The sequence below is a fragment of the Faecalibacterium sp. Marseille-Q3530 genome, assembly GCF_017377625.1.
In the GTDB taxonomy this organism is placed as follows: domain Bacteria; phylum Bacillota; class Clostridia; order Oscillospirales; family Ruminococcaceae; genus Faecalibacterium; species Faecalibacterium prausnitzii_E.
In genome coordinates, this window is record NZ_JAFREH010000008.1 from 44,652 (window position 1) to 69,080 (window position 24,429).

21 protein-coding genes and 1 tRNA gene are annotated in these 24,429 nt (G+C 55.4%); 13 read left to right on the forward strand and 9 right to left on the reverse strand.

What is annotated here, in order from left to right; all coding sequences use genetic code 11:
• The first annotated feature begins 101 nt into the window (after window positions 1-101).
• The 6 genes from J3350_RS08215 (at window position 102) to J3350_RS08240 (ending at window position 10,514) form a co-directional block, all read left to right on the forward strand.
• On the forward strand, window positions 102-4,037 hold the full coding sequence (locus tag J3350_RS08215) for an efflux RND transporter permease subunit (protein ID WP_207686290.1): 3,936 nt from the start codon (window positions 102-104) through the stop codon (window positions 4,035-4,037).
• Window positions 4,038-4,290: 253 nt separating this feature from the next.
• The gene (locus J3350_RS08220; protein WP_097791250.1) at window positions 4,291-5,364 is read left to right on the forward strand and encodes an aldose epimerase family protein; all 1,074 of its coding nucleotides are present in this window, start codon (window positions 4,291-4,293) and stop codon (window positions 5,362-5,364) included.
• Between the two features lie 261 nt (window positions 5,365-5,625).
• Window positions 5,626-6,651: a UDP-glucose 4-epimerase GalE gene (gene galE / locus J3350_RS08225; protein WP_207686291.1), complete on the forward strand. Its 1,026-nt coding sequence runs from the start codon at window positions 5,626-5,628 to the stop codon at window positions 6,649-6,651.
• A 153-nt stretch (window positions 6,652-6,804) separates the two neighbouring features.
• Entirely contained in the window at window positions 6,805-9,150 is a 2,346-nt protein-coding gene (feoB, locus tag J3350_RS08230) for a ferrous iron transport protein B (RefSeq protein ID WP_207686292.1), read from the forward strand.
• 139 nt (window positions 9,151-9,289) lie between these two features.
• Window positions 9,290-9,733 (forward strand): MarR family winged helix-turn-helix transcriptional regulator, encoded by a 444-nt coding sequence (locus J3350_RS08235; RefSeq protein WP_207686293.1) that lies wholly within the window; start codon window positions 9,290-9,292, stop codon window positions 9,731-9,733.
• A 1-nt stretch (window position 9,734) separates the two neighbouring features.
• A complete protein-coding gene (locus tag J3350_RS08240; protein WP_207686294.1) occupies window positions 9,735-10,514 on the forward strand; it encodes a sulfite exporter TauE/SafE family protein in 780 nt (259 codons plus the stop codon).
• Window positions 10,515-10,588: 74 nt separating this feature from the next.
• On the opposite strand, the gene tig is transcribed toward J3350_RS08240, so the two are convergent.
• Window positions 10,589-11,890 (reverse strand): trigger factor, encoded by a 1,302-nt coding sequence (gene tig, locus J3350_RS08245; protein WP_207686295.1) that lies wholly within the window; start codon window positions 11,888-11,890, stop codon window positions 10,589-10,591.
• A 184-nt stretch (window positions 11,891-12,074) separates the two neighbouring features.
• Here tig and sdaAB point away from each other — a divergent pair, with 184 nt between their 5' ends.
• From sdaAB to J3350_RS08260, 3 genes are all read left to right on the forward strand, one after another.
• Complete coding sequence (gene sdaAB, locus J3350_RS08250) at window positions 12,075-12,758, forward strand: L-serine ammonia-lyase, iron-sulfur-dependent subunit beta (protein WP_207686296.1); 684 nt, start codon at window positions 12,075-12,077, stop codon at window positions 12,756-12,758.
• 3 nt (window positions 12,759-12,761) lie between these two features.
• Window positions 12,762-13,637: an L-serine ammonia-lyase, iron-sulfur-dependent, subunit alpha gene (gene sdaAA / locus J3350_RS08255; RefSeq protein ID WP_097791243.1), complete on the forward strand. Its 876-nt coding sequence runs from the start codon at window positions 12,762-12,764 to the stop codon at window positions 13,635-13,637.
• Between the two features lie 127 nt (window positions 13,638-13,764).
• A tRNA-Arg gene (locus J3350_RS08260) sits at window positions 13,765-13,841 on the forward strand.
• A 56-nt stretch (window positions 13,842-13,897) separates the two neighbouring features.
• Here the strand turns inward: J3350_RS08260 and J3350_RS08265 are convergent.
• The 4 genes from J3350_RS08265 to J3350_RS08280 form a co-directional block, all read right to left on the reverse strand.
• The gene (locus J3350_RS08265; RefSeq protein WP_242700196.1) at window positions 13,898-15,607 is read right to left on the reverse strand and encodes a recombinase family protein; all 1,710 of its coding nucleotides are present in this window, start codon (window positions 15,605-15,607) and stop codon (window positions 13,898-13,900) included.
• Window positions 15,608-15,705: 98 nt separating this feature from the next.
• Window positions 15,706-15,960: a hypothetical protein gene (locus J3350_RS08270; protein WP_370569290.1), complete on the reverse strand. Its 255-nt coding sequence runs from the start codon at window positions 15,958-15,960 to the stop codon at window positions 15,706-15,708.
• 279 nt (window positions 15,961-16,239) lie between these two features.
• On the reverse strand, window positions 16,240-16,485 hold the full coding sequence (locus J3350_RS08275; protein ID WP_117950103.1) for a helix-turn-helix domain-containing protein: 246 nt from the start codon (window positions 16,483-16,485) through the stop codon (window positions 16,240-16,242).
• 6 nt (window positions 16,486-16,491) lie between these two features.
• The gene (locus J3350_RS08280) at window positions 16,492-16,923 is read right to left on the reverse strand and encodes a sigma-70 family RNA polymerase sigma factor (protein WP_207686299.1); all 432 of its coding nucleotides are present in this window, start codon (window positions 16,921-16,923) and stop codon (window positions 16,492-16,494) included.
• Between the two features lie 261 nt (window positions 16,924-17,184).
• On the opposite strand from J3350_RS08280, the gene J3350_RS08285 reads away from it, so the two are divergent.
• Window positions 17,185-17,532 carry a hypothetical protein gene (locus tag J3350_RS08285; protein WP_207686300.1) on the forward strand — a complete coding sequence of 116 codons (348 nt, stop codon included), beginning with the start codon at window positions 17,185-17,187 and terminating at the stop codon, window positions 17,530-17,532.
• Here J3350_RS08285 and J3350_RS08290 read toward each other — a convergent pair.
• The 4 genes from J3350_RS08290 to J3350_RS08305 all read right to left on the reverse strand — a co-directional run bounded on the left by J3350_RS08290 (window position 17,529) and on the right by J3350_RS08305 (window position 22,103).
• A complete protein-coding gene (locus tag J3350_RS08290; RefSeq protein ID WP_207686301.1) occupies window positions 17,529-19,544 on the reverse strand; it encodes an ABC transporter permease in 2,016 nt (671 codons plus the stop codon). The genes J3350_RS08285 and J3350_RS08290 overlap by 4 nt on opposite strands.
• Window positions 19,531-20,301 (reverse strand): ABC transporter ATP-binding protein, encoded by a 771-nt coding sequence (locus J3350_RS08295; RefSeq protein WP_097793307.1) that lies wholly within the window; start codon window positions 20,299-20,301, stop codon window positions 19,531-19,533. Before J3350_RS08295 ends, J3350_RS08290 begins: the two co-directional genes overlap by 14 nt.
• Window positions 20,302-20,427: 126 nt before the next feature.
• Window positions 20,428-21,444 (reverse strand): HAMP domain-containing sensor histidine kinase, encoded by a 1,017-nt coding sequence (locus J3350_RS08300; RefSeq protein ID WP_207686302.1) that lies wholly within the window; start codon window positions 21,442-21,444, stop codon window positions 20,428-20,430.
• A complete protein-coding gene (locus J3350_RS08305; RefSeq protein ID WP_097784655.1) occupies window positions 21,441-22,103 on the reverse strand; it encodes a response regulator transcription factor in 663 nt (220 codons plus the stop codon). Before J3350_RS08305 ends, J3350_RS08300 begins: the two co-directional genes overlap by 4 nt.
• A gap of 143 nt (window positions 22,104-22,246) precedes the next feature.
• Between J3350_RS08305 and J3350_RS08310 the strand changes: the two genes are divergently transcribed.
• From J3350_RS08310 to J3350_RS08320, 3 genes are all read left to right on the forward strand, one after another.
• Window positions 22,247-22,615, forward strand: coding sequence for a helix-turn-helix transcriptional regulator (locus J3350_RS08310; RefSeq protein WP_005927725.1), 369 nt, complete (start codon window positions 22,247-22,249; stop codon window positions 22,613-22,615).
• A 192-nt stretch (window positions 22,616-22,807) separates the two neighbouring features.
• A complete protein-coding gene (gene mobC / locus J3350_RS08315) occupies window positions 22,808-23,137 on the forward strand; it encodes a plasmid mobilization relaxosome protein MobC (protein WP_117535494.1) in 330 nt (109 codons plus the stop codon).
• Window positions 23,098-24,426: a relaxase/mobilization nuclease domain-containing protein gene (locus J3350_RS08320; protein ID WP_207686303.1), complete on the forward strand. Its 1,329-nt coding sequence runs from the start codon at window positions 23,098-23,100 to the stop codon at window positions 24,424-24,426. The genes mobC and J3350_RS08320 overlap by 40 nt, the downstream gene beginning before the upstream one ends.
• The last annotated feature ends 3 nt before the right edge of the window (window positions 24,427-24,429 follow it).

Here is a 24,429-nt window from a genome sequence, read left to right on the forward strand (position 1 = left end):
AACCCCTCAGACCTTGTGTATAATAGAAATTATGTAAGACTGCCCTTTTGAGGGCGCTGGCCGTGGAGCGCACGGCGCAAGCAAAGAAACGGTAGGATAAAATGGAAAAATTCAGTGTCAAAAAACCGTTCACGGTGCTGGTGGCGGTCATCATGGTGCTGATGCTGGGCTTTGTGTCCATCAGCAACATGCAGACCAACCTTCTGCCCGACGTGAATACACCGTACCTGATGGTGGTCACGGTCTACCCCGGTGCAAGCCCGGAGCGTGTGGAGAGCGAAGTCTCCGACGTGATGCAGAACGCATTGGGCACCGTGGCGGGTGTGGAAAAAGTCACCGCCACCTCGGCGGAGAACTACAGCCTTCTGCTGATGCAATTCTCCGATGATACGGATATGAACAGCGCTATGGTCAAGGTGTCGAACAAGGTGGATCAGACCACGGCCAGCCTGCCGAGCAGCTGTCTGACCCCTTCGATCATCGAGTACAGCCTGAACATGAATGCCTTTATGACCGTGGCTGTCAGCCGCGAGGGGAGCGATGTGTATGACCTGTCGGAGTTCGTCAGCGACACCCTCGTGCCCTACGTGGAGCGCAAGGGCGGCGTTTCCAGTGTGTCCACCAATGGTCTGATCGAAAAGATGGTGCAGGTCCAGCTCAGCCAGGAGAAGATCGACGCCATCAACGAAAAGCTGCTGGAAGTGATCGACGTCCAGCTGGCCGATGCGCGCAAGCAGCTGGAGAGCGCCGAGGCCCAGATCGAAGCGGGCCGCAAGGAATACAACCGCCAGTTCAAGAATTACAGCAATACCGTTTCGGATACCATGATGCAGGAGATGAGCGGCCAGGTCGGCGACGCCATCGAGGTGGTGCGCAAACAGGCGCAGGCCCTTCTGGACAGCGTGAACCAGCTCATCGCGGTGGTGCAGGAGCCGGAGATCCAGCAGGCTCTGATCGACGTCCGCGACGGGCTGCAGCGGGTCATGGACAAGTTCAACGAGACGGGCATGAAGGACATCGACTCCCTCATCGAGATCGTGACCGAGCTGCGGGATATCACCGATAAGCTGACCGGTGCACTGCAGCAGCTGCAGCAGCGCCTGAACACCGAGTCCGGCACGGAGGGCAGCACGGCGGCAGATCTGGCCGATGACCTGCAGGTACAGCAGAGCCTGAACACGGTCTACAATACCCTGAACGATGTCATCAAGGCCATGGACGATGTGCCGGGCCTGACCAAGACCTTCTCGGACGCCATCGGCAACTTCTCGCAGCAGCAGATGCAGGCTTATATGAAGTTCACCGAGGCCCGCGAGATGCTGAACGAGTACGAAAAGCAGCTCGCCGAGGCAAAGCAGACCTACGCGGACGCTGAGGAAAAGGCGATGGCCAGCTCCGACGTCTCCAAGCTGCTGGACATCGACACGCTGGCACAGCTCATCTATGCCCAGAACTTCTCGATGCCCGCCGGTTACGTCAAGGATTCCAGCGGCAAGAGCTGGCTGCTGAAGGTCGGCGAGGAATACGACAGCATCGAGGATATCTCCGGCGCTCTGCTGCTCCATGTGGACGGCTTCGGGGATGTCCGCCTGTCGGACGTGGCTGACGTTGAGGTCATCGACAACGCCGAGGCCAGCTACACCCGCCTGAACGGCGAGCGCGCAGCCGTGCTGAAGATCTACAAGGGCGCCACCTCCAGCGCCAGCGAAGTGTCGGACAACTGCCTGTCCGCTTTCCAGGAGCTGGAAGCCCAGTACGACGGCCTGCATGTGGTCGTTCTGTCCAACCAGGGCAACTATATCACCATCATCGTCAAGAGCATCCTGAGCAGCATGGTCATCGGTGCGGCACTGGCCATCATCGTGCTGGCCATCTTCCTGCGGGATGTCAAGCCCACCCTCGTCGTCGGCTTCAGCATCCCGCTGTCGGTCCTGTTCGCTGTGGTGCTGATGTACTTCACCGGCATGGACCTGAACGTCATGACGCTGGCCGGCCTGTCGCTGGGCATCGGTATGCTGGTGGATAACTCCATCGTTGTCATCGAGAACATCTACCGTCTGCGCGGCCGGGGCGTCCCGGCGGCCCGCGCCGCCGTGCAGGGCGCAAAGCAGGTGGGCATGTCGGTCGTGGCGTCTACCCTGACGTCCGTCTGCGTCTTCCTGCCCGTCGTCTTCTCGTCGAGCATCGTCAAGAGCCTGATGCAGCCCATGTCCCTCTGCATCGGCTACTGCCTCATGGCCTCGCTCATCGTGGCCCTCACCGTCGTCCCGGCGGCTGCTTCCACCGTGCTGAAAAAGGCCGAGCCCAAGCAGCTGAAGTGGTTCGACAAGATCCAGGACAAGTACGCCAAGAGCCTGGAGTGGTGCTTCCGGCACCGCGCCCTGCCCCTGCTGGCGGCGGTGGTGCTGCTGGCCTTCTGCGGCTGGCGGGTCTTCTCCATGGGTGTGGAGCTGCTGCCCACCATCACCAGCAACGAGGCCATCGTGACCCTGAGCACCACCAAGGACCTCAGCAAGGAGGATTCCTACGCCATTGCAGGCAAGGCCGTGGAGGCCATGCTGGAGGTGGACCATGTGGAAGAAGTGGGCATCACCACCGACACCCGCGTGGCCGGGATGGACATCGGCCAGCTGGGCCTGCCCACCACCATCACCGACCTGCTGAACGCAGCCAACAGCTACGGCACCTATCAGGTCAACGTCATGCTGGATGAATCCCTCTCCTCTTCCGAGATCGAGACGGCCCGGCAGGCGCTCGAAGATGCCCTTTCCGGCATCGAGGACTGCACCGCCAAGGTCGAGATCAGCGGGATGCAGGAGCTGACCAGCCAGCTGGCCAGCGGCCTGAGCGTGAAGATCTACGGTGCCGATGCCGAGACCCTTTCCCAGCTGTCGGAGAAGGTCGTGGACATCGTCAACGATACCGAGGGCTTTGCCAATGCGACCAACGGTCTGGGCAGCGGCGACGCCACCATCAACCTGCACATCGACCGCGACAAGGTCCGCTCCTACGGCCTGACCGTGGCCCAGGTCTACCAGCAGATCGCTGCCAAGCTGACCACTACCACCACGGCCCAGACCCCCGTGACCGTGGATGGCAGCACCATGAGCGTCCAGATCAGCAACAATCTGGACCCCGTCACCAAGGAAAACATGATGGACATCACCTTTGAGACCACCGTCATGTCTGCCGACGGCACCACCAGCACCGGCACCTGCACCCTGGCCGATATGGCCACCTGGGATACCGGCAGTGCGCCGGACTCCATCACCAGCGAGGACCAGACCCAGTACGTCAGCGTCACGGCCGACACGCTGGACGGCTACAACACCACCGTGCAGGCCCGTGTTCTGGAAAAGAAGCTGAACGAGTTCGCCCTCTCCGATGAGATGCCGGAGGGCTGCTCCTTCTCGATGGGCGGCGAGTCCGACTCCGTCAACTTCATGGTCAACGAGATGGTGCAGTGGCTGTCCCTGGCTCTGCCCTTCGTCTATCTGGTCATGGTGGCCCAGTTCCAGAGCCTGCTCTCCCCCTTCATCGTCCTGTTCACCATCCCGCTGGCCTTCACCGGCGGCCTGCTGGGCATGCTCTTCACCGGCCAGCAGCTGACCATGATCTCCCTGATGGGCTTCATCGTCCTGATGGGCACCGTCGTCAACAACGGCATCGTCTTTGTGGACTACGCCAACCAGCTGCGTCTGGGCGGCATGGAGCGCCGTGCGGCCCTGATCGCCACCGGCAAGACCCGTATGCGCCCCATCCTGATGACCACCCTGACCACCGTGTTGGCCATGCTCCAGCTGGTGTTCAGCAACGATATGGCGAGCCAGCTCATGAGCGGCATGGCCATCGTCATCATCTGCGGCCTGAGCTATGCCACCCTGATGACCCTGTATATCGTGCCCATCCTGTACGATATCCTCTTCAGGAAGCCGCCGCTGAACGTCGATGTCGGCAGCGACGATGAGCTTGACGACATCCCCGACGATGCCGCCGAGTATATCGCCCAGTCCTCCTCCGCACAGCCGGAGGGCTGAACCTGAAGTTCCCCAGAGCCGTCCGCCGTTCCAGGCGGGCGGCTCTTTTGCTGCCTGCGGCCCGGCTGACCGGGGCATTCCCCTTCGGATCAGCCTGAGCGGGTCATTTTCACCAAAAAATATCTCGAAATATTGGCTGATAAACCTAAAAAGATGTCCACACAGAAGGTGCAAATTGTGATATAATCATAATAATAAAGGATATAACCGAGAGTGTGGTATCCAAACATTTCGAAAAAGGAGGCGAAGCCCTATGGCACAGTTTCGCTCCAAGCCCTTTGGTGTGACCAGAGACGGCGAAAAGGTCAATGAATACATCATGTCGAATCCTGGCGGGCTGGCGGTCAGTGTGCTGAATTATGGCTGCGTGATCAAAAACATCTTTGTCCCCACAAAACAGGGTCCGGTGGATGTCGTGGTGGGCCACGATACCTTTGCCGACTACGAACAGGATTTCAACTCTTCCGGCAGCACCTGCTGCGGCGCCTTTGTGGGGCGGTACGCCAACCGCATCGAGAACGCGGAGTTCAGCGTGGGCGGCAGGAAATACCAGCTGGAGCCCAACAACGGCAGGAACCATCTGCACGGCACCTTCCCCAAAAAGATCTACGACGTCAAGGCCTTCGGCGATACCCTGCTGCTGGAGACCGAGAGCCCGGCGGGCGAGGACGGCTTCCCCGGCAACCTGAAAGTTTCGGTGCGGTACATCCTCACGGAGGACAACGCCCTGCGGATGGACTACCGCGTCTCATCCGACGCTGACACCATCCTGAACCTGACCAACCACACCTATTTCAACCTCGACGGCGGCGGGGATGTGCTGAACCAGAAGCTGCGCCTCTATGCGTCCCGCTATCTGGAGGGCAACAACGAGACCTGCCCCACCGGCAACATCCTGCCGGTGGACAATACGCCCATGGACTTCCGGGCGGGCAAGATCATTGGCCGGGACATCGACACCGGCTTTTCCCAGACCACCATGGCGGGCGGCGGCTACGACCACTGCTTCGTCATCGACCGGGGCCGCGGGGCCAGCCAGAGCCTCTGCGCCTGGGCTTCCAGCGATCAGACCGGCATCAGCATGAAGGTCTATACCACCCAGCCCGGCGTCCAGCTCTACACGGCCAACTTCCTGCAGGACTGCCCTGCCCCCGGCAAGGGCGGCATCCCGATGCAGAAATACGGCGGCTTTGCGCTGGAGACCCAGCACTTCCCCTGCAGCCCCTCTCACCCGGAGTTCCCCTCCACGGTCCTGCGGGCCGGAAAAGTGTTCCGCGCCAACACGACCCTGCGGTTCTTCACCGGCAAACAGTGCGGGAAACTGTAACCAGCAGAGCGTCCGGCCTGCATAGAAGGCCCGACGCTCTGTTTTTGTTTTTCGCCTATTTGCACAAAGTGCGGCTTCTCTCCATGGGCAACATGCGAAAAATCATGCGTCATCAAAAAGTCAAAAACTGTAAGGCAACAAAAATCCAGAGGAATAGAAAGATGGATACTTGATTCTGCCCGCAAAACGCGGTATGCTTTAGGCAGATGGAGACGGGGAAACGCCCCGCTCACAATACGGTGAGAAGTGAGGTATTTTGCTATGGCAATTCTGGTTTCCGGCGGTGCCGGTTATATTGGCAGCCATACCTGCATCGAGCTGCTGAACGCAGGCTACGATGTGGTGGTGGCAGACAACTACTACAATGCTTCCCCTGTGGTGCTCGACCGCGTCAAGCAGATCACCGGGAAGGACTTCCGCTTCTACAATGCGGATATGACCAAACACGAGGACGTGGAGAAGATCTTCACCGAGTGCCCGGACATCGACGCTGTCATCCAGTTCGCCGCCTACAAGGCCGTCGGCGAGAGCGTCTCCAAGCCCATCGAATACTACTACAACAACCTGAACTGCACCCTGGTCATTCTGGACGTGATGCGCCGCCACAACTGCCACAACTTCGTGTTCAGCTCTTCGGCCACTGTCTACGGCGACCCCGCCTCTGTGCCCATCACTGAGGATTTCCCCGTTGGTGCCACCACCAACCCCTACGGCACCACCAAGGCCTTCACCGAGCGCATCCTGACCGATGTCTGCAAGGCTGACCCGGAGCTGAACGTGGCCCTGCTGCGGTACTTCAACCCCATCGGTGCCCACAAGTCCGGCCTCATCGGCGAGGACCCCAACGGCATCCCCAATAACCTGATGCCCTACATCGCCAAGGTCGCCATCGGCAAGCTGGAAAAAGTCCACGTCTTCGGCAACGACTACCCCACCCCCGACGGCACCGGCGTGCGCGACTACATCCACGTCGTGGACCTGGCCCGCGGCCATGTTTGCGCCATCAAGAAGCTGGAGACCAAGTGCGGCCTCTTCATCTGCAACCTGGGCACCGGCCACGGCTACAGCGTGCTGGATGTCATCCACGCCTTCGAGAAGGCCTGCGGCAAAAAGATCCCCTATGTCATCGACCCGCGCCGCCCCGGCGACATCGCCGAGTGCTACGCCGACCCCTCCAAGGCCAAGCGGGAGCTGGGCTGGGAGGCTGAGTACGGCATCGAGGAGATGTGTGCCGACAGCTGGAACTGGCAGCAGAAGAACCCCGACGGCTACCACACCGTGAAGTAAAAAACCAACGAAAATGCAAGGCCCGCTTCGTCCGCTCCACACCGGATGAGGCGGGCTTTTTTTCGCTGTCTGCCTTGACAATGCCGGGCAGTTAGCATATATTAAAACTGTTTCTATAAGCTAACAATCTGTCGAAACAGAAAGGCATTGGCCATGACATTAAAAGAACTGAAGATCGGCGAAAGTGCCGTTATTGACGCAGTGGGCGGGGCGGGAGCCCTGCGGCAGCATTTTCTGGACATGGGGCTGATCCCCGGCGAGAAGGTCACGCTGGTGAAGTTTGCACCCATGGGCGACCCCATGGAGCTGCAGATCCACGGCTATGAACTGACCCTGCGTCTGGACGACGCAGCACAGATCGAGATCACTCCGGCAGCGGCAGCGCCAGCCGCTGCACCCGCCCGGCGGGAGAACAAGATGGTGGAGCATCCGGGTCTGGGCGAAGGCGGACGCTACCACACCAAACAGGGCGAGCATCCCCTGCCGGATGGCAAGACCCTGACCTTTGCGCTGGCGGGCAACCAGAACTGCGGCAAGACGACCCTGTTCAACCAGCTCACCGGTTCCAACCAGCATGTGGGCAACTTCCCCGGCGTCACGGTGGACCGGAAGAGCGGTGCCATCAAGGAGCACCCGGAAACGGAAGTCACCGACCTGCCCGGCATCTACTCGATGTCGCCCTATTCCAGCGAGGAGATCGTCACCCGCCAGTTCATCATCGGCGAAAAGCCGACCGGCATCATCAACATCGTGGACGCGACCAACATCGAGCGCAACCTGTACCTGACGATGCAGCTCATGGAGCTGGATACTCCCATGGTGCTGGCCCTGAACATGATGGACGAGGTGCGCGGCAACGGCGGCACCATCCGCATCAACCAGATGGAAGCCATGCTGGGCATCCCGGTGGTGCCCATCTCGGCGGCTAAGAACGAGGGCGTGGACGAACTGGTGGACCATGCGATCCATGTGGCCAAGTACCAGGAGCGTCCGGGCCGGCTCGACTTCTGCGGCGAGGAGGACCACGGCGGCGCGGTGCACCGCTGCATCCACGGTATCATCCACCTCATCGAGGATCACGCCAGAGCGGCCGGCATCCCGGTGCGGTTCGCGGCCACCAAGCTGGTGGAGGGCGACGCCCGCATTGAGGAAGCCCTCAAGCTGGACCAGAACGAAAAAGAGATGATCGAGCACATCATCGTGCAGATGGAGCAGGAGCGCGGGCTGGACCGTGCCGCCGCCATTGCGGATATGCGGTTCCACTTCATCCACCAGCTGGTGGATCAGACCGTGGTGAAGCCGCATCAGAGCAAGGAACAGGTGCGCAGCAGCCGGATCGACCAGTTCCTGACCGGCAAATACACGGCCATCCCGGCCTTTGTGGGCATCATGGCGCTGGTGTTCTACCTCACCTTCGGCGTCATCGGCGCGGGCCTGCAGAGCCTGCTGGAGATCGGGATCGAGAACCTGACCGTCTTTGTGGACAATGCCCTGACCTACTGGAACGTCAACGAGGCGGTCCACTCACTGGTCATCGACGGCATCTTCACGGGCGTGGGCAGTGTGCTGAGCTTCCTGCCCATCATCGTGACCCTGTTCTTCTTCCTCTCGCTGCTGGAAGATACCGGCTACATGGCCCGCGTGGCCTTTGTGATGGATAAGCTGCTGCGCCGCATCGGCCTTTCGGGCCGCAGCATCGTGCCGATGCTCATTGGCTTCGGGTGCACGGTGCCGGGCGTCATGGCCAGCCGCACCCTGCCCTCCGAGCGGGATCGCAAAATGACCATCCTGCTGACCCCCTTCATGAGCTGCTCGGCCAAGCTCCCCATTTACAGCCTGTTTGCCGTGACCTTCTTCCCGGATCATGCGGCGCTGGTCATGGTGGGGCTGTATTTCCTGGGCATTGCGGTGGGCATCCTGGCGGCATTTGCCCTCAAGGGAACCTTGTTCCGCGGCGAGGCGGTGCCGTTCGTCATGGAGCTGCCCAACTATCGCCTGCCCGGCCTGAAAAATGTGATGCAGCTGCTCTGGGAAAAGGCGCGGGATTTTCTGGAGCGCGCCTTCACCGTCATCTTCATGGCGACCATCGTCATCTGGTTCTTGCAGAACTTTGATCTGCAGCTCAGCCTGACCGCAGACCCGCAGGAAAGCATCCTGGCCTTTGTGGCCAGCGGCATCGCGCCCCTGTTTGCCCCGCTGGGCTTTGCGGACTGGCGGGTCTCCACGGCCCTCATCACCGGCTTCATGGCAAAGGAGAGCGTCGTTTCGACCCTGACCATCCTGTTCGGCTCGTCCGCTGCGCTGGGTGCGGCGCTGTCCCCGGCGGCAGCGGCCCCGCTGCTGGTGTTCTGCCTGCTCTACACCCCCTGCATTGCGGCAGTGGCCTCCGTCAAGCGGGAGCTGGGCGGCCGCTGGGCAGCCGTCATGGTCCTGAACCAGTGCGTGGTGGCATGGGTGGCAGCCTTCATCGTCCGGATGCTCGCGCTGGCGCTCGTGTAAAACATCTGTTCTTTATAACAAGAGCCTGTACCCGAAGCGATTTGGGCACAGGCTCTTTGTTTGTGTGCGGCTCTTGACAAGGCACAAAAATCGTGCTAAAATACTTCAAAAATGAACGATTCAAAAATGGAGCGATAAAATGAGAGAGAAAAACCCCAGCATGGAATTTGCAAACAAGACGGCGCTGGCCTACAGCGCGGTCTGCAAGCCGCTGTGCCAGGAACTCGGCCTGCCCCAGACGGCGTTTGATATCCTGCTGTTCTTGGCCAACAACCCCACCTACAAAACGGCCAGCGACATCGTGGAGGTGCGCCACATCAAAGCGAACCTCGTCTCGGTGAATGTGGACAAGCTCGTGCATGAGGGCCTGCTGACCCGCTGCCCGGTGCCGAACGACCGCCGCAAGACCGAGCTACTCTGCACCGAAAAGGCTCAGCCCATCATCCAGCGGGGCCGGGCGCTGCAGGAGGCTTTCTTTGACCGTCTGCTGAACGGCATCGACGAAGCACGGCTGAACGTTTTTTATGGGACCCTGGAACAGATGGGCCGGAACCTGGATGAAATTCTGGAAGGAGAACTGTAAGATGAATGTATTGTTTACGATCGTTGTGACCTTTTTTGCCGGGATGGGCGCAGGCCTGGGCACCGGCTTTGCCGGTATGAGCGCCGCTGCGGTCATCAGCCCGATGCTCATCGCCTTCCTCGGCATGGACCCTTACATGGCCGTCGGCATCGCCCTCTCATCGGACGTGCTGGCCAGTGCGGTGTCGGCCTATACCTACCATAAGAATAAGAATCTGGATATCAAGAATGGCCTCATCATGATGGCCAGCGTTCTGGTGTTCACGGTCATGGGCAGCTACCTTGCCAGCCTGCTTCCGTCGGCCACCATGGGCAGCTTCTCGGTCTTCATGACCTTCCTGCTGGGCATCAAATTCATCGTTCGCCCCGTCATGACCACCAAAGAGGCCATGCAGGGCGTCTCCGCAAAGAAGCGCGCCATCCAGTCCGTCGTGTGCGGTGTCTGCATCGGCCTGATCTGCGGCTTCGTGGGCGCTGGCGGCGGTATGATGATGCTCCTCATCCTGACCAGTGTGCTGGGCTATGAGCTGAAGACTGCCGTCGGCACCAGCGTTTTCATCATGACCTTCACCGCCCTGACCGGTGCCGTTTCCCATTTCGCCATCGGCGGAATGCCCGATCCCTTCGTTCTGGCGCTCTGCGTGGCGTTCACCCTCCTGTGGGCCCGCATTGCAGCCGTGTTTGCCAACAAGGCAGAACCCAAGACCCTGAACCGTGCCACCGGCATCGTTCTGGTCGTGTTGGGCATCGTGGTCATGGGCTTCAACTTCCTGACCAAGTAACGCACAAGACCCCCTTCGGAGCGGCAACTCGGAAGGGGGTCTTTTTGTATGAATGGGATGCGATTTTGAAAAAATCAGGCGTCTTTTTCCTCAATGGTGGAGTGCTCAATGACCCAGTCGGCGGCGCGGCGGATGGCCTCATTGCGCTGAATCATCGGGATGTTCATACCGGCCTTGACCTCATCGAGGGTCTTCTTGGTGCGGTCTGCACGCTCCTGCAGGTTCTTGTTGATCTCCTCATCGGTGGGGACGAGGTTCTCGTTCTGGGCGACCTGCAGCAGGGCCATCCGGGCGCGGGTGTTCTTCTCGGCGGCAGCGTGCACGTTGGCCGTGAAGGTCTCGCGGGTCTGGTGGATCTGGCTCAGGTAGCGGTCCAGGCTCATCCGCTGCATCTGGAGCTGCTGCTGGATGTTCTCCATCTCGTGCTGGTAGGTGCTCTCTACCAGAACACTGGGCAGCTCACCCTCAGCGGCGTCAGCCAGCTGGGTCAGGATCTGATCCTTGGCACGGTTCAGGGCACTGGCGTGTTTGCCGTCGTACAGCTGCTTGCGGACCTGTTCCCGGAAGGCTTCCATGGTGTCCACCTTGCCGATCTTCTTGGCGAAATCGCTGTTCAGGGCGGGCAGCTGGCGGACGCAGACGTCGAGCAGCTTGATCTTGAAGACGACCGGCTTGCCTGCCAGATCCTTGGCGTGATAGTGTGCCGGGAAGGTGACGTGGATCTCAAACTCCTCGCCGCCCTTGTGGCCCAGGATGCCGTCCTCAAAGCCGGGGATCATCCGGCCGCTGCCCAGCTGCAAGGTCTGGTTCTGGGCGGTGCCGCCTGCAAAGGCCTTGCCGTCCAGCAGACCCTCGTAGTCGATGTGCACGATGTTGCCCTTGACGGCCGGGCCTTTGTGGGGCACCAGCTCCGCCGCCGCGGCACGGCGGCGCTCCAGCATGGCGTCGATCTCCTTGTCGGTGACAGCCGGGGTGACGCACTCGGACTGGAAGCCGGTGGTCTGGGCCAGCTTGAGTTCCGGCTGCAGGGCGGTGGTGGCGGTGGCCACAAAGCCCTCGTCCTTCTTGACGCTGACCAGATCGTAGCTGGGCTCATCCACGGCGTGGAAGCCGTGCTCCTGCATCGCAGCATCGTACAGTGCGGGAACGTCCCGGTCCATCAGATCGTTGATGGCGTCATACCAGAAGGTGTGCTCGCCGCGGTCGGCTTCGATCTGCGCACGGTCAGCCTCGCCCTTGGCAAAGCCCTTGATGGTGTAGGAAGCGCGGGTGCGCTCATACACCGCGTTGGATGCGGTCTCCAACTCCTCAGCGGTCGCGCTGAAGGTCATTTTGCAGACACTCTTTTCGGGAGTTTCCACGCTTACCAGTTTCATAGAAATCGAACCTCCGTGTTGCCCCAAAAGGAGCGAATTCAAACATTAGTAAAGTTATTATAGCACAAGTGGGGCAAAAGCGGTATAATAAAACAGAGAAAAAGTGCGAAGAGAACACTTTTGCCGGCCGGAACGGGCCGGAATGAGGGGCTTTTTGCAGGGAATACGAAAGGATGTGCATCGTATGCGCTTATTTGACGTTCTGGGGCCGGTCATGATCGGGCCCTCTTCCAGCCACACGGCGGGTGCAGCCAAAATTGGATACACGGCACAAAAGCTGCTGGGCGATATCCCGGTGGATGCCGACATCGGTCTGTATGGCAGCTTTGCCACGACGGGCCGAGGCCACGGCACCGACCGTGCGTTGGTGGCAGGTCTGCTGGGCCTCCGCCCGGATGATCCCCGCCTGCCGGACAGCTTTGAGCTGGCCAGAGAGCAGGGCATGAAGTTCAGCATCCACCCGGTCGAGCTGCGCTCAGCCCACCCGAACACCGCTGTGCTGCGGCTGACGAGCCGGACCGGCCGGGTCCTTTCGATGAAAGCGGCCTCGGTGGGCGGCGGACGCATCCGCGTCACCGAGATTGACGGTGTGCCCGCCGATTTCGGCGGCGACAGCAACACCCTCATCATCCACAACGAGGACACCCCCGGCTGCATCGCAGAGGTCACGACCTCGCTGGCGCTGCGGCGGATCAACATCGCGTCGATGCAGGTGTTCCGCGCCGGGACGGGCAGTTACGCCGTCATGGTGCTGGAATGCGATTCTCACATCCCCCACCCGCTGGAGCAGCAGCTTGCGCTGATGCCCGGCATCCTGAAAGTGACCTGCCTGAACGTAGACGAACCCGAAGAAAATGCGGAGGACTGAGCAATGGCTTTTTTATCCTGTGAAGAAATGCTGGCAGCAGCCCGCACCCAGAACATCTCGCTGGCCGAGGCGGTTTTGCGCAGCGACCTGGCGGAGAGCCGCCTGACCGAGGAGCAGAGCCGCCATGGAATGCGGCATCTGTGGCACGTCATGGAGGCCACCAGCCGGGATTACGACCCTGCCCAGCGCAGCCGCAGCGGCCTTTCCGGCGGCGACGCCGCCAAAGTGGAACAGGCGCATCGGGCAGGCCGGAGCTACGGCGGCGATTACCTGGCCGAGGTGACGGCCGAAGCGCTCAAGACCGCCGAGTGCAATGCCTGCATGAAGCGGATCGTGGCCGCGCCCACCGCAGGCAGCTGCGGCGTTCTCCCGGCGGTGCTGCTCCCGCTGGCCCGCGCGGGCGAAGCCGATGAGACCGCCATCTGCGAAGCGCTCTACGTGGCCGCAGGCTTCGGTCAGGTCATCGCTGCCCGCGCAACGCTGGCCGGTGCCGAGGGCGGCTGCCAGGCCGAGGTCGGAGCCGCCAGCGCCATGGCTGCGGCGGCGCTCTGCCACCTCAAGGGCGGCACACCGGAACAGTGTTCCGCAGCGGCCGCCATGGCGCTGGGCAACCTGCTGGGCCTGGTCTGCGACCCGGTGGCGGGTCTGGTGGAAGTCCCCTGCATCAAGCGGAATGTCGTTGGCGCAGTGAATGCCGTCTCCTGCGCCAATATGGCGCTGGCCGGGGTGGACTACGCCATCCCCTGTGACGAGGTCATTGACGCCATGGGCCGCGTCGGAAGCCTGCTCTCCCCCGACCTCCGCGAGACCGGCCAGGGCGGCCTTGCCGCAACGCCCACCGGCATCCGCATTGCCGAGCAGCTGGCGGAAGAAACGTAAAAACGAAACGGCGTACTTTTTTCAAAGACGAAAATAAAATTCTGAAAAATCCAAAGAAAATTTCAAAAAACCGTTGACAAAACCCCTCCTCAGTGATAAAATACATTATGTTCCGAGTGGAACGTATGCGTTGGTAGCTCAGCTGGATAGAGTGACTGACTACGAATCAGTAGGCCGGGGGTTCGAGTCCCTTCCATCGCACCATGACGAATGTTCTTACAGCATTTAGCTGTCAAAGAGCATTCGTCATTTTTTATTCGCTAAATAGCGACATCACAGGGGGTGTAGTTCACAACTACGCCTTTTCTTGTATTCACTGATACATCGGGTGTCGGTAAAGGAAGTGCGCTTGGAATCTCGATGGTGCCCACGCAGTTGTAGTGAATGCGGAGCCGCTGCTCCCATACACCATTGACCTTTTCTGCATTGAACACTTCGATTTTTTCCACCAGTTCATTCAGCATCCGGGGTGTCAGCTTTTTTGCTCTGGTGTACTTGCGAACCAGACTGATAAACATATCCGTTGTCATAGTGCGGCTGCTCTGCTTTTCGATTTCGGAGCGGAGCTGTTTGATTTTTTCGGTCAGCTCCTTTTGCTCGTCCTCATATCTCCGGGACATTCTGGAAAAGCGTTCATCAGAGATCTTGCCGGAAACATTGTCCTCATAGATGCGCTCAAAGAGACCGTCCAGTTCTTCATCACGGGCAAGGAGTGCTTTCAACTCTTTCTCTTTCAGCTTGCGGTCGGCTTCGTCCGCCTGCTGGGAGTGCCCGATAACAGCCTTCAAAAAGTCGTCCTCGTAGAGGCTGGCAAACTTGGTCAGCCGCCGAATCTCGCCTAGCACCACTTCTTCCAGAAAGTCTACCCGGATGTAGTGGGTGGATTGACAGGTACCACGGTTGCCTTTGTAGTTGGAGCAGTTGAAATACTTGATTTCCGGGTTGCCCTGATTGAAGTGGAAATGCAGATTGCAGCCGCAGTCTGCGCAGACAAGCAGGCCGGAGAACATATTGTGTTCTCCGTTGCTGGTACGGCGTTTGCGCATCTTTCCGCGCTTCTGCTGTACCTGTTCAAACACGGCACGTTCAATAATGGGTTCGTGAACATCATGGAACACTACCCAATTTTCCGGGTTGTTATGAATCCGCTTCTTATTCTTGTAGGACTTGGAGTAGGTTTTGAAGTTCAGAACATCACCACAATACTCCTGCTGGTACAGAAGATGGGTAATCGTGGAGCCATTCCACTTGGTGGTGGGGCGCGTCTTGGTCTTTCCGGGACGGCCGATGCCTTTCTGAATCCAGTAGGCCTGCGGCGTCAGGACGCCTTCCTTTTCAAACTGGGTGGCAATCTGTTCCGTGCCAAAGCCCTCCAACGTCATATCAAAAATGCGCCGGACAACTTGTGCAGCTTCTTCATCAATGACCCAATGCTTGGGATTGTTCGGGTCCTTGATATATCCATAGGGAGGAAGCCCCATCGGTTCGCCGGAGTTGCCTTTGATTTTATTACTGATACGGCGTTTCTTGCTGATGTCGCGGGCATACCACTCATTGAACAGGTTTCGGATGGGTGCCAGTTCATTTTCTCCCTCGGCCGTGTCGATGTTGTCCGAAACGGCAACAAGTCGGATGTCATGGTCCGGGAAAAATTCTTCTGTCAGCCGCCCGACCTCGATATAGTTTCGGCCCAGACGGGAAAGGTCTTTGACGAACACAGCAGAGGCTTTCCCTTGTTCAAGCTGCTGCATCATTTCAACGAAACCGGGACGGTTCATGGTCACGCCGGAAATGCCATCATCCAGAAAGTGAACCAGATTGGTATAGCCTTTTTCCTTTGCAACTTTGGTGAGCAGTTTCTTTTGGTTGCCGATGCTGTAACTCTCGCCCTCCAAATTATCATCACGGGAAAGACGCTCATAGAGAAAAGCGGTTGCTTCACGGGATTTCTTGTTACTCGACTGTTTCATACTCGCTCCTTTCTTGGGACAGTCGAATAGCAAATTCACTTGTACGCCTATATTATAACACAATCCGCTTTCTCTGTCCGCTGCCTCCCGAAAGGTCATTATAATTTTTCGCTTTCGGATTTCATCAGCCGGAGAAGAACTTCTCCTAAGGTCTGGGAGCTTTCTTCTTTGAACACCGGCTCAACGATAAAGGAGCGATTGCCAATACGATAAGTCGAATCCAGAGTAAGCATCTCTGGATTTTTTGTTTTTTCAGGGTTTATCTTTTTCGCTTGCATCGTAAAATCCCCTTTCTTAAAAATCAAAAAATGAGCCAACGGACGGCTGCTGGCAGCAGCCCACGGGAATCTCACCCTTGCATTCCTCATGCAGCCCTACTCATTGCCTGCGACGCTCTGAACGCTCGGACTTTGACGGTAAGGGAGTATCAGTCTGTCAGTATGTCATGGCCCGCAAGCAGCCACGCTTGCATTGCGGCGGGGTGGAGATCGCTCCACTTTTCAGAGAAAAGCATCGTGGCGCACCCGCCGTCCGGCTCGATACAGACAGCAACGTATCCGTTTGCCCTATGATGCACCGCCATTGTCCGGCGGGCATATTTTTCAAGGTGCTGTCCCGAAATGTGGAAAGGGTCAGACCGTTTCGGCTTTGGTTACAATAGAAGAAATCAGTTTGATTTCCAGATGGCGTTTCATGTACTCGTCTATGCACACATGAGGCTGACCGTGCTTGTCATAGAGAATGCCTGTACAGAGCTTGTTGATATAACCTCTGTAATGTCGCAAAACCTGTTCAACTGCATCGGTGTCCCCAGCGCAGGCAGAGCGAATCACCGAGAGCGGTAAAAACTCTCTGCTCGTGTGTTCATAGGAGTTCATTTACGCCTAACCTCCCTCCGGCAAGTGCGCCTTTAGCTTTTTTTGCAGCTCGTTCAGCGTTTTTGTCCGGTGGCGCTGTACAGCACTCCGGGACATTCCCATGAGGTCGCCAATCTCGCCATCGCCCAGTTCCAGAACGCAAAACAGAATCAGAATGCTTTGTTCTTGCTTTGGCAGAGCGGCAAACGCATTGGCAACAAGTTCATTGTCGATGTGCAGATCACAGCCGTAGGATGAAAATACAAATTCTTCACTTGGATAATGGTCTACACTCGTGAGCTGCCCCAGTTCTTCCATCGACAGAACGCTGAATGACTTTTCACGGTCAAGCAGGCGTTTTTTGTTTCGGTGATAGTTCCGGGCCTCATTTCGCAGCACCGCTTTGCAGAACGCATCGAATCGGTACTGTTCGCCATCGTTGCGAGGGATAGCTTCCATCTTCTCACCCCCTTTCCGTGGGGATGTCGGGTGGATTTTTCCCTTTCCGCTAATATGACACCTGAAACACCCGATTCTGCCCGCTTTTTTGAAAATTTCCAAAAATATTTTTGAAACAGGCAACTTTTCAGGCGGCAATAGAAAAGCCCAGCAGACCGAAAACGGCCAACCGGGCATAATGGCAGCACGAAACGCGCAGTAGCTACATCGTATAGTACATAGTAAAAGCCCTGCTGACCCTGTGCGGGAGCAAGGCTTTTTTTGACAGTTCAAAGCTGGGCGTTCGATAGAATATCAGGCGCATGGTGGCATCCTCCTATGGCCGCCATACGGACGATGAAACGCTTTGATAAGCAAAAAGAACCGGCGGCCTTGATTTTCTCAAAAGCCGCCGGTTCAAAATGGGCGCGCGGATATGTCTGCTGTACGACGGCTTTTTTTCTTTTGCCGTCGTCCGGCAGGTGTTTTTACTTTTTATTCTTTTGTGCTACATGGACGATTATGGCAACTAAAATAATTGCGGCGACCATACCAATTAAAGGGAGCCATGTGTCGGTGATGCTTTGCAATACGGCATTCCAGTTTACATTTTCGGGCAACATAGTTTAGACCTCCAATTCTCGCTGTTCTGTGACAATACGTTTACAGGAAAGATACGTTGCAAGGAAATAGCTTCCGTAGACAAGCAGAAAAAGAACGATTGTCAGTCCGATATTTGTTGCGATATGGATGTTCATAAATTCTTCCACCACAGCCATTGCTTTGCCAATCAGAAAAGCAGAATACACGCCAGCGACGACTAGCGGAATGGCAAAGAACACGACTGTCTGCACAAAAAGCGTATGATCGATTTGCCTGCGGCCTGCACCCAGCTTTTGCAGCAAGCCATAACGATACACATTGTCGGTCGTTTCGGTAAGCTGTTTTAACGCTAGAAGTGCGGCGCAAATCAGCAAAAAGACCAACCCGATATAGCAGCAAAGGAAGCTCACCAAGGCATCAAGGCCGTAGAACGTCTCATACATCATGTTCTTTTCGGCATACCGATAGCCATGTGTACTATCCAATCCAATCGGAATCATCTTTTGCAGAACTTCATTGGAATCTGCATCTAGTTTATATTGCACCAAAAGCACATTTACATCTTTTTCAAGAGATGCGGTGACGGAATCGGGAACGATCAAGGTGCCGCGGTCATTATTACCAACCGAGGTCATAACGTATGTTTCCTGCAAAACGTTATCTTCTGCACGCTGTAAAGTCGCCCCGCCAACCATGATTTCCGGGTGGCTCTGCAATGCAGCAGCAACATACCGATACGTTCCATTGTAGTTGCAGTTCAACAGGTATTGGCCATCGTTCAGCGTGATGGGTGCTTTGTTCTGCATGGCTAAGGCACGATTCAAGTCCGAAATGGAGATTACAGAAACCTTGCTGTCAGGAACTTTTTCATCAATCGGCCAAAATTTGACTTTCTGTCCTTCAAATAGTTCAGAGTAGGTCATATCGGCCTCGTAAACACTGATTTGCTCTGTAGCTTTGGCGTAGTTGCTTATGGTAATATCGTGTGCAGCGAGATAGGCAGCAATATCGCTGTCCCCGTCAACCGAAACATTGGAAAGCACGTTCAAATCATAGGGCGTTGCAGATTGGGACATTTTGTTCATAGCAAGCGCTGTGCTTGCGCCAATCGACACGGCGCAGATCGTGATGGTCAGCAATCCGCATACAACCGTTACCACAAGATAATTGGTTCGGATTTTGCTGCCAATCTGACGGACAAGGAATGTATTCAGACCTTTCAGGTAAAAGCGTTTCCTTGCACTTGCTACTTGCATGAAAACGGCTGACAGCGAGTAGAACAGCAGAAAAGTTCCCGCGACCAATGCCGCCGCTGCCAACTGGAACAGATTATTTTCATGCGATGGCAGAATCCCGTTTTTGTTGAACAGCGCGGCAGAAATTCCGATGCAAAGCAGCGAGAGCAGGAACAGACAAACCGGCAAGATACGGTTTTCAGTCTGCATACTTTCGTTTTTTCTGCTGTCCGTCAATAGGTCAATCAATGTAACATTGGTGACAGACCGAATATTGAAAAGCATGACGATAAAAAAGATGATTGTGAAACACAACACGGTCTGGCGAAGCGCTCCGGCTGAAAACACGATCCGAAACTTTTCAAGATTGATTGCAAAAAGCCGCAATGCAATCAAAGAAAACCCTTGCGAAAAGAAAAAGCCCAAAAGCAATCCTGTGCCCAGCGCAATGATGCCAACACAAAGCGTTTCGCCTGCAAACAACCGGGAAATACGCCCTTTTTTCATGCCGAGCATCATATACACGCCCAATTCCTTTTTGCGACGTTTCAATAAAAACTGGTTGGCATAAAGAATCAGAAAAGCCAGAACAACCGCAATCATAGTGGAAAGCGTAGAAAGCATAATGCCGAGCTGACGATATAAGAGCGTGCCGGTCATGCCCATATTGGAAAAAGCCGGCTGGTCAGAAATGGAATTGAACGCATAGAACAAACTGACCGAAAGGGTCAGCGTAAGAAAGTAAATCAGATAGTCACGAATGTTCTTGCACACATTTCGGAAAATCAGCTTACATGTGTTCACTCTGTTCACCTCCCAAGACGGAAACTACTTCCAGAATTTTTGTAAAAAATTCTTTGCGCGTATCCGTCCCACGATGCAGTTCGTTGAACACCTGCCCATCTTTGATAAACAAAATGCGATTGCAATAGCTGGCAGAAAAAGCGTCATGCGTTACCATGAGAATCGTTGCTGAAAGCCGTTCATTCAATTCGGTCAACATTGTCAACAGCATTCGGGAAGAGTTGGAATCCAGTGCGCCGGTCGGCTCATCTGCCAGTACGATGGCGGGATTTGTCACCATCGCTCTTGCAGCAGCTACTCTCTGCTGCTGACCGCCAGACATCTGATAGGGGTATTTACCCAATACATCCTGAATGTTCAGCGCTTGGGCAATCTGTGGAATACGCTGCTCTATTTCACTGGGTTTGGCACCTGCGATGGAAAGGGCCAGAGAGATATTTTCATAGGCGGTCAAGGTGTCCAGAAGATTGAAATTCTGGAAAATAAACCCCAGCTTTTTTCCACGGAAATCTGCAAGCTGTGCTCTATGCAGCATCGTGATATCCTTTTCCTCTACATAGATATGACCGCTGGTGACGGTATCAATCGTGGAAATGCAGTTCAGCAAGGTGGTTTTGCCAGAGCCGGAAGCACCCATGATGCCGAGAAATTCTCCTTTGCGAACAGAAAAAGAAATGTGGTCGATGGCTTTTGTCAGGTTGCCTTTGTTACCGTAAAATTTTTGGATGTCATCCACCCGTAAGATCGTATCGCCCATAGGTCAGGCTCCTTTCTCAAAAGCGCTTTGCTTTTGTGCTTTTACTCTACCACAAGGAATTTTCCGATGCCATTAAATTGGATTACATTTGTATTACCAAAATGTAAGGTTGAAAAAAGCGAGGCTTTACAGCCCCGCCACCTGCAAATAGCTTTCCGTAGGAAAAACCATCGTCACCGTCGTTCCCTGTCCCGGAACGCTGGAAATAGAAAGTGAGATATTCATTTTTCGACATAGCCTTTGGCTCAAGTACAAACCAATGCCGGTTGATTTGGAATAACGACGGCCGTTTTCACCGGTAAAGCCTTTGTCGAACACACGCGGCAAGTCAACAGCAGAAATACCAATGCCATTATCGGAAATGAAAAGAGATACCGTGTTTTTCTCTGCTCTGGCTGAAAATTCAACTTGTAAATTATCTTTCCGATACTTGATAGCGTTGGACAGAATCTGTCCGATCACAAAGGTGCAGCTCTTGCTGTCTGCGGCCACGGGAATATCCAGTTCCTTTAGAACCGGCTTTCCACCGACCTGAATCAACGGCTTTGAGTACGTTTTTAGCGCAGCGTACACCAATGCCTGCAAGGTGGTTTTCTCCACCTTAAAGTCCTTTTCCACATCGGTACTGCGGGCGTAATATAGCACCTGCTCCACATAAGCATCAATTTTCCGCAGTTCATCGTCAATTCGCAGTGTGATGGGATTCTTTTCATTTTCAACGATCAGCCGGGCAGAGGTGATAGGCGTTTTGATTTCATGCACCCATGAATCAAGGTATTCCCGATATTCACGGTTCTCCTGTTCTGCACAGGCAAGCTGGTCGTTCTGGTATTTGTTGCAGCACCGCAGAACGTCCACCAAAATCTGCCCCTCTAAAAAATGAGGCGGCACCATTAACTCGCCTAAAAGAGTTTTTATGGCCATCTGCTCTGTCATTTTTTGAAGCAGATTATAAAAACTCTGCTTGCGGAAAAAATCATACAGCAGCGCTGTACTGTACGCTGCAAGTAAAATCACCTCGGCAAACAGAATAAACACAGCAGGTGTTTCAATCAGCCAGAGGAGCGCAAGCAGCACGAGTGCAGCCACCAGCATACAAATCAGGGAAAAGATACGGTCAAGCAGATACTCGGATAACTTCATACGCAATACCCTAAACCACGTTTCGTTTCCAGATAGTCCGGCAGACCGATTTCGGTCAGTGCTTTCCGTAACCGAACGATGTTGACATTCAATGTGTTTTCGTCTATAAATTGTTCACTCTGCCAGAGTTCATCAATAATAGCGTCACGGGGAATAATGTTGCCCTTATTCACCATAAGCAGGCGCAAAATCCCAAGTTCATTTTTGGTAAGCGATTTTTTGTTCCCTTGATAGCTGATTTCCGCCTTGAGCAAATTTAAGGTCAAGCCTTTGTGCGTGAGAACGATGTTGTCCTGTACTTCATAGGTCCGAGCCAGAAGTTTTTGGATTCGCGCCAAAAGAATCTGTGCATTGTACGGCTTTGCAATATAATCATCTGCGCCGATGTTCAAGCTCATCAACTCGTCAAAATCGCTGTTTCTGCTGGTAAGTACAATGATAGGAAGATTGGATTTCTGTCGGATTTCTCTGCATACTTGGAAACCATCCTGATAGGGCAGATTGATGTCTAAGAGAATCAAGTTAGCCCCTGATGAAAGAGCAGCTTGCACAATGTGGTGAAAATCATCGCTGCTGTCGCATTGGTAGCCGTACTTTTGAAGAAGCTGAACAAGTTCCTCGCGGATTGCTGGTTCATCTTCTATAATGAAAATTTTCATGCTCACACCTCCATATTCTATTATATTTCGATTTTCCAGAGAATACAATGCTCAAACTATGAACAATAAAGTTTAGCATATATGCAGTTTGCATCATTTCGCCAATCGTCCATGAACTATAAAATGTATATGGGTGATGCAGAATGGCAAAAATTGAGGACTGTCCCGGCTTTGAAACGTTCGGAGCGGATGTCAAGGCAGCACGAAAGGCAAAACAGCTTTCCCGCAGTGCGCTGGCCGACATGATACATTGTGACAGCCGGTATCTTGCGAACATCGAAAACGAAGGCACGTTGCCCAGCTTGCCGGTGGTGATTCAGCTGATAAAAATATGTGGTCTGCCAGTGGAACGGTACTTCAACCCGGAACTCATGCGGGAAGAAAGTGCGGAACGTCAGCGGGTCAGCCACAAGCTGCAGCTTTGCCCGGAAGAATACTTACCCATCGTAGAAGGTGCCATTGACGGTGCCTTACGAATCCATGAACAGGAAAAAGAGCCCGTGTGTGTCTGATTGTCATGCACGGTCATTGAGAGGATGCAAAAGCGTCCTCTTATTTTTTTTTGCATTTTGCGGGCAAAACGGGGGTGTTGTGGTGTCATAGTAGTGGGGAAAGGTAACGTAGCAAGCATAGGGAGTGTAGCCACTCCCGGCAGAAATGCTTGCTGGGGAGTACCCCAGACCCCCAAGAAACGAGGTGAAACTATGGCGAACCGAACCCGAAAAATTGTTCTGCGTGTTCCCGTGACGCCGGAGGAACAGGAACTTATCCGGCAGAAGATGGCTCTGCTGCACACACGGAATTTTTCTGCCTACGCCCGGAAGATGCTGATAGATGGTTATGTTGTCCACATCGACACCACCGACATCCGGGCGCAGACCGCCGAACTGCAAAAGATTGGTGTCAATATTAACCAGATCGCGCGGCGGCTGAACAGCATGGGGCCGCTGTACACACAAGATGTTGCGGACATCAAAGGAGCGCTGGCACAGATATGGCAGTTACAAAGATACATCCTATCAAGTCAACGCTGAAAAAGGCACTGGACTACATCGAGAATCCAGCCAAGACGGATGAAAAAATGCTGGTGTCCTCCTTTGACTGCTCCTATGAAACCGCCGACATCGAATTTGAACTGCTGCTATCACAAGCCATGCAGAAAGGCAACAATCTGGCCCACCACCTGATACAGTCTTTTGCGCCGGGCGAAACCACGCCGGAGCAGGCCCACGAGATTGGCCGACAGCTTGCAGATGAAGTCCTGCAAGGCAAATACCCGTATGTGCTGACCACGCACATTGACAAGGGGCACGTCCATAACCACGTCATCTTTTGTGCCGTGGACATGGTGAACCAACGAAAGTATGTTTCCAACCGACAGAGTTATGCCTACATCCGGCGCACCAGCGACCGGCTGTGCAAGGAACATGGTCTGTCTGTGGTGATGCCCGGTCAAGACCGGGGCAAAAGCTATGCCGAGTGGGATGCACACCGCAAGGGCACGAGCTGGAAGGCGAAGCTGAAAGCTGCCATAGATGCAGCCATCCCGCAGGCCAAGGATTTTGACGATTTTCTGCGGCTCCTGCAGGAGCAAAGCTATGAGGTCAAGAGGGGCAAGTATGTGTCGTTCCGTGCGCCCGGACAGGAACGGTTCACCCGCTGCAAAACGCTAGGAGAAGTCTACACCGAGGAAGCCATCACCGAGCGCATCAAAGGGCGGTTCGTGGAGCGGAAGCCCAAAGAAAACCACAAAATTTCGCTGCGGATTGATTTGGAGAATAGCATCAAGGCCCAGCAGTACGCAGGGTACGAGAAGTGGGCAAAGCTCCACAACTTGAAACAGGCTGCCCGGACGATGAACTTCCTGACGGAGCATGAAATTGATAGTTACCCGGATTTGGAAAGCCGGGTGGCCGAGATCACCGCCGCCAGCACCGAAGCTGCCGCCGCATTGAAAGCAGCAGAGCGCCGGCTTGCAGAAATGGCCGTGCTGATAAAGGATGTCACCACCTGTAAGGAACTGCACCCACTGTTGCATGAGTATCAGCGGGCTGCTGACAAAAAGCAGTTCCGACGTAAGCATGAAGGAACCTTGATTCTCTATGAAGCAGCGGCGAAAGCTCTAAAAGAGCAGGGCTTTCAAAAGCTGCCCGACCTCTACGCCCTGAAAAACGAGTATAAGCAACTGGCCGAGCAGAAAGACCAGCTGCAGCGGCAGTACAATGATGCCAAACGCCAGATGCAGGAGTATGGCATCATAAAGCAGAATGTGGACGGCATCCTACGGACAGCACCGGGAAAGGAGCAGATGCAGGAACGGTAAATC

Bases quoted from the DNA above. Each gene is read 5' to 3' on its own strand.
- tig (WP_207686295.1), bottom strand. From the start codon at position 11,890: ATGAAACTGGTAAGCGTGGAAACTCCCGAAAAGAGTGTCTGCAAAATG.
- J3350_RS08220 (WP_097791250.1), top strand. From the start codon at position 4,291: ATGGCACAGTTTCGCTCCAAGCCCTTTGGTGTGACCAGAGACGGCGAA.
- J3350_RS08215 (WP_207686290.1), top strand. From the start codon at position 102: ATGGAAAAATTCAGTGTCAAAAAACCGTTCACGGTGCTGGTGGCGGTC.
- J3350_RS08275 (WP_117950103.1), bottom strand. From the start codon at position 16,485: ATGAACTCCTATGAACACACGAGCAGAGAGTTTTTACCGCTCTCGGTG.
- J3350_RS08310 (WP_005927725.1), top strand. From the start codon at position 22,247: ATGGCAAAAATTGAGGACTGTCCCGGCTTTGAAACGTTCGGAGCGGAT.
- feoB (WP_207686292.1), top strand. From the start codon at position 6,805: ATGACATTAAAAGAACTGAAGATCGGCGAAAGTGCCGTTATTGACGCA.
- J3350_RS08305 (WP_097784655.1), bottom strand. From the start codon at position 22,103: ATGAAAATTTTCATTATAGAAGATGAACCAGCAATCCGCGAGGAACTT.
- galE (WP_207686291.1), top strand. From the start codon at position 5,626: ATGGCAATTCTGGTTTCCGGCGGTGCCGGTTATATTGGCAGCCATACC.
- J3350_RS08240 (WP_207686294.1), top strand. From the start codon at position 9,735: ATGAATGTATTGTTTACGATCGTTGTGACCTTTTTTGCCGGGATGGGC.
- J3350_RS08280 (WP_207686299.1), bottom strand. From the start codon at position 16,923: ATGGAAGCTATCCCTCGCAACGATGGCGAACAGTACCGATTCGATGCG.
- mobC (WP_117535494.1), top strand. From the start codon at position 22,808: ATGGCGAACCGAACCCGAAAAATTGTTCTGCGTGTTCCCGTGACGCCG.
- J3350_RS08300 (WP_207686302.1), bottom strand. From the start codon at position 21,444: ATGAAGTTATCCGAGTATCTGCTTGACCGTATCTTTTCCCTGATTTGT.
- sdaAB (WP_207686296.1), top strand. From the start codon at position 12,075: ATGCGCTTATTTGACGTTCTGGGGCCGGTCATGATCGGGCCCTCTTCC.
- J3350_RS08265 (WP_242700196.1), bottom strand. From the start codon at position 15,607: ATGAAACAGTCGAGTAACAAGAAATCCCGTGAAGCAACCGCTTTTCTC.
- J3350_RS08235 (WP_207686293.1), top strand. From the start codon at position 9,290: ATGAGAGAGAAAAACCCCAGCATGGAATTTGCAAACAAGACGGCGCTG.
- sdaAA (WP_097791243.1), top strand. From the start codon at position 12,762: ATGGCTTTTTTATCCTGTGAAGAAATGCTGGCAGCAGCCCGCACCCAG.
- J3350_RS08295 (WP_097793307.1), bottom strand. From the start codon at position 20,301: ATGGGCGATACGATCTTACGGGTGGATGACATCCAAAAATTTTACGGT.
- J3350_RS08320 (WP_207686303.1), top strand. From the start codon at position 23,098: ATGGCAGTTACAAAGATACATCCTATCAAGTCAACGCTGAAAAAGGCA.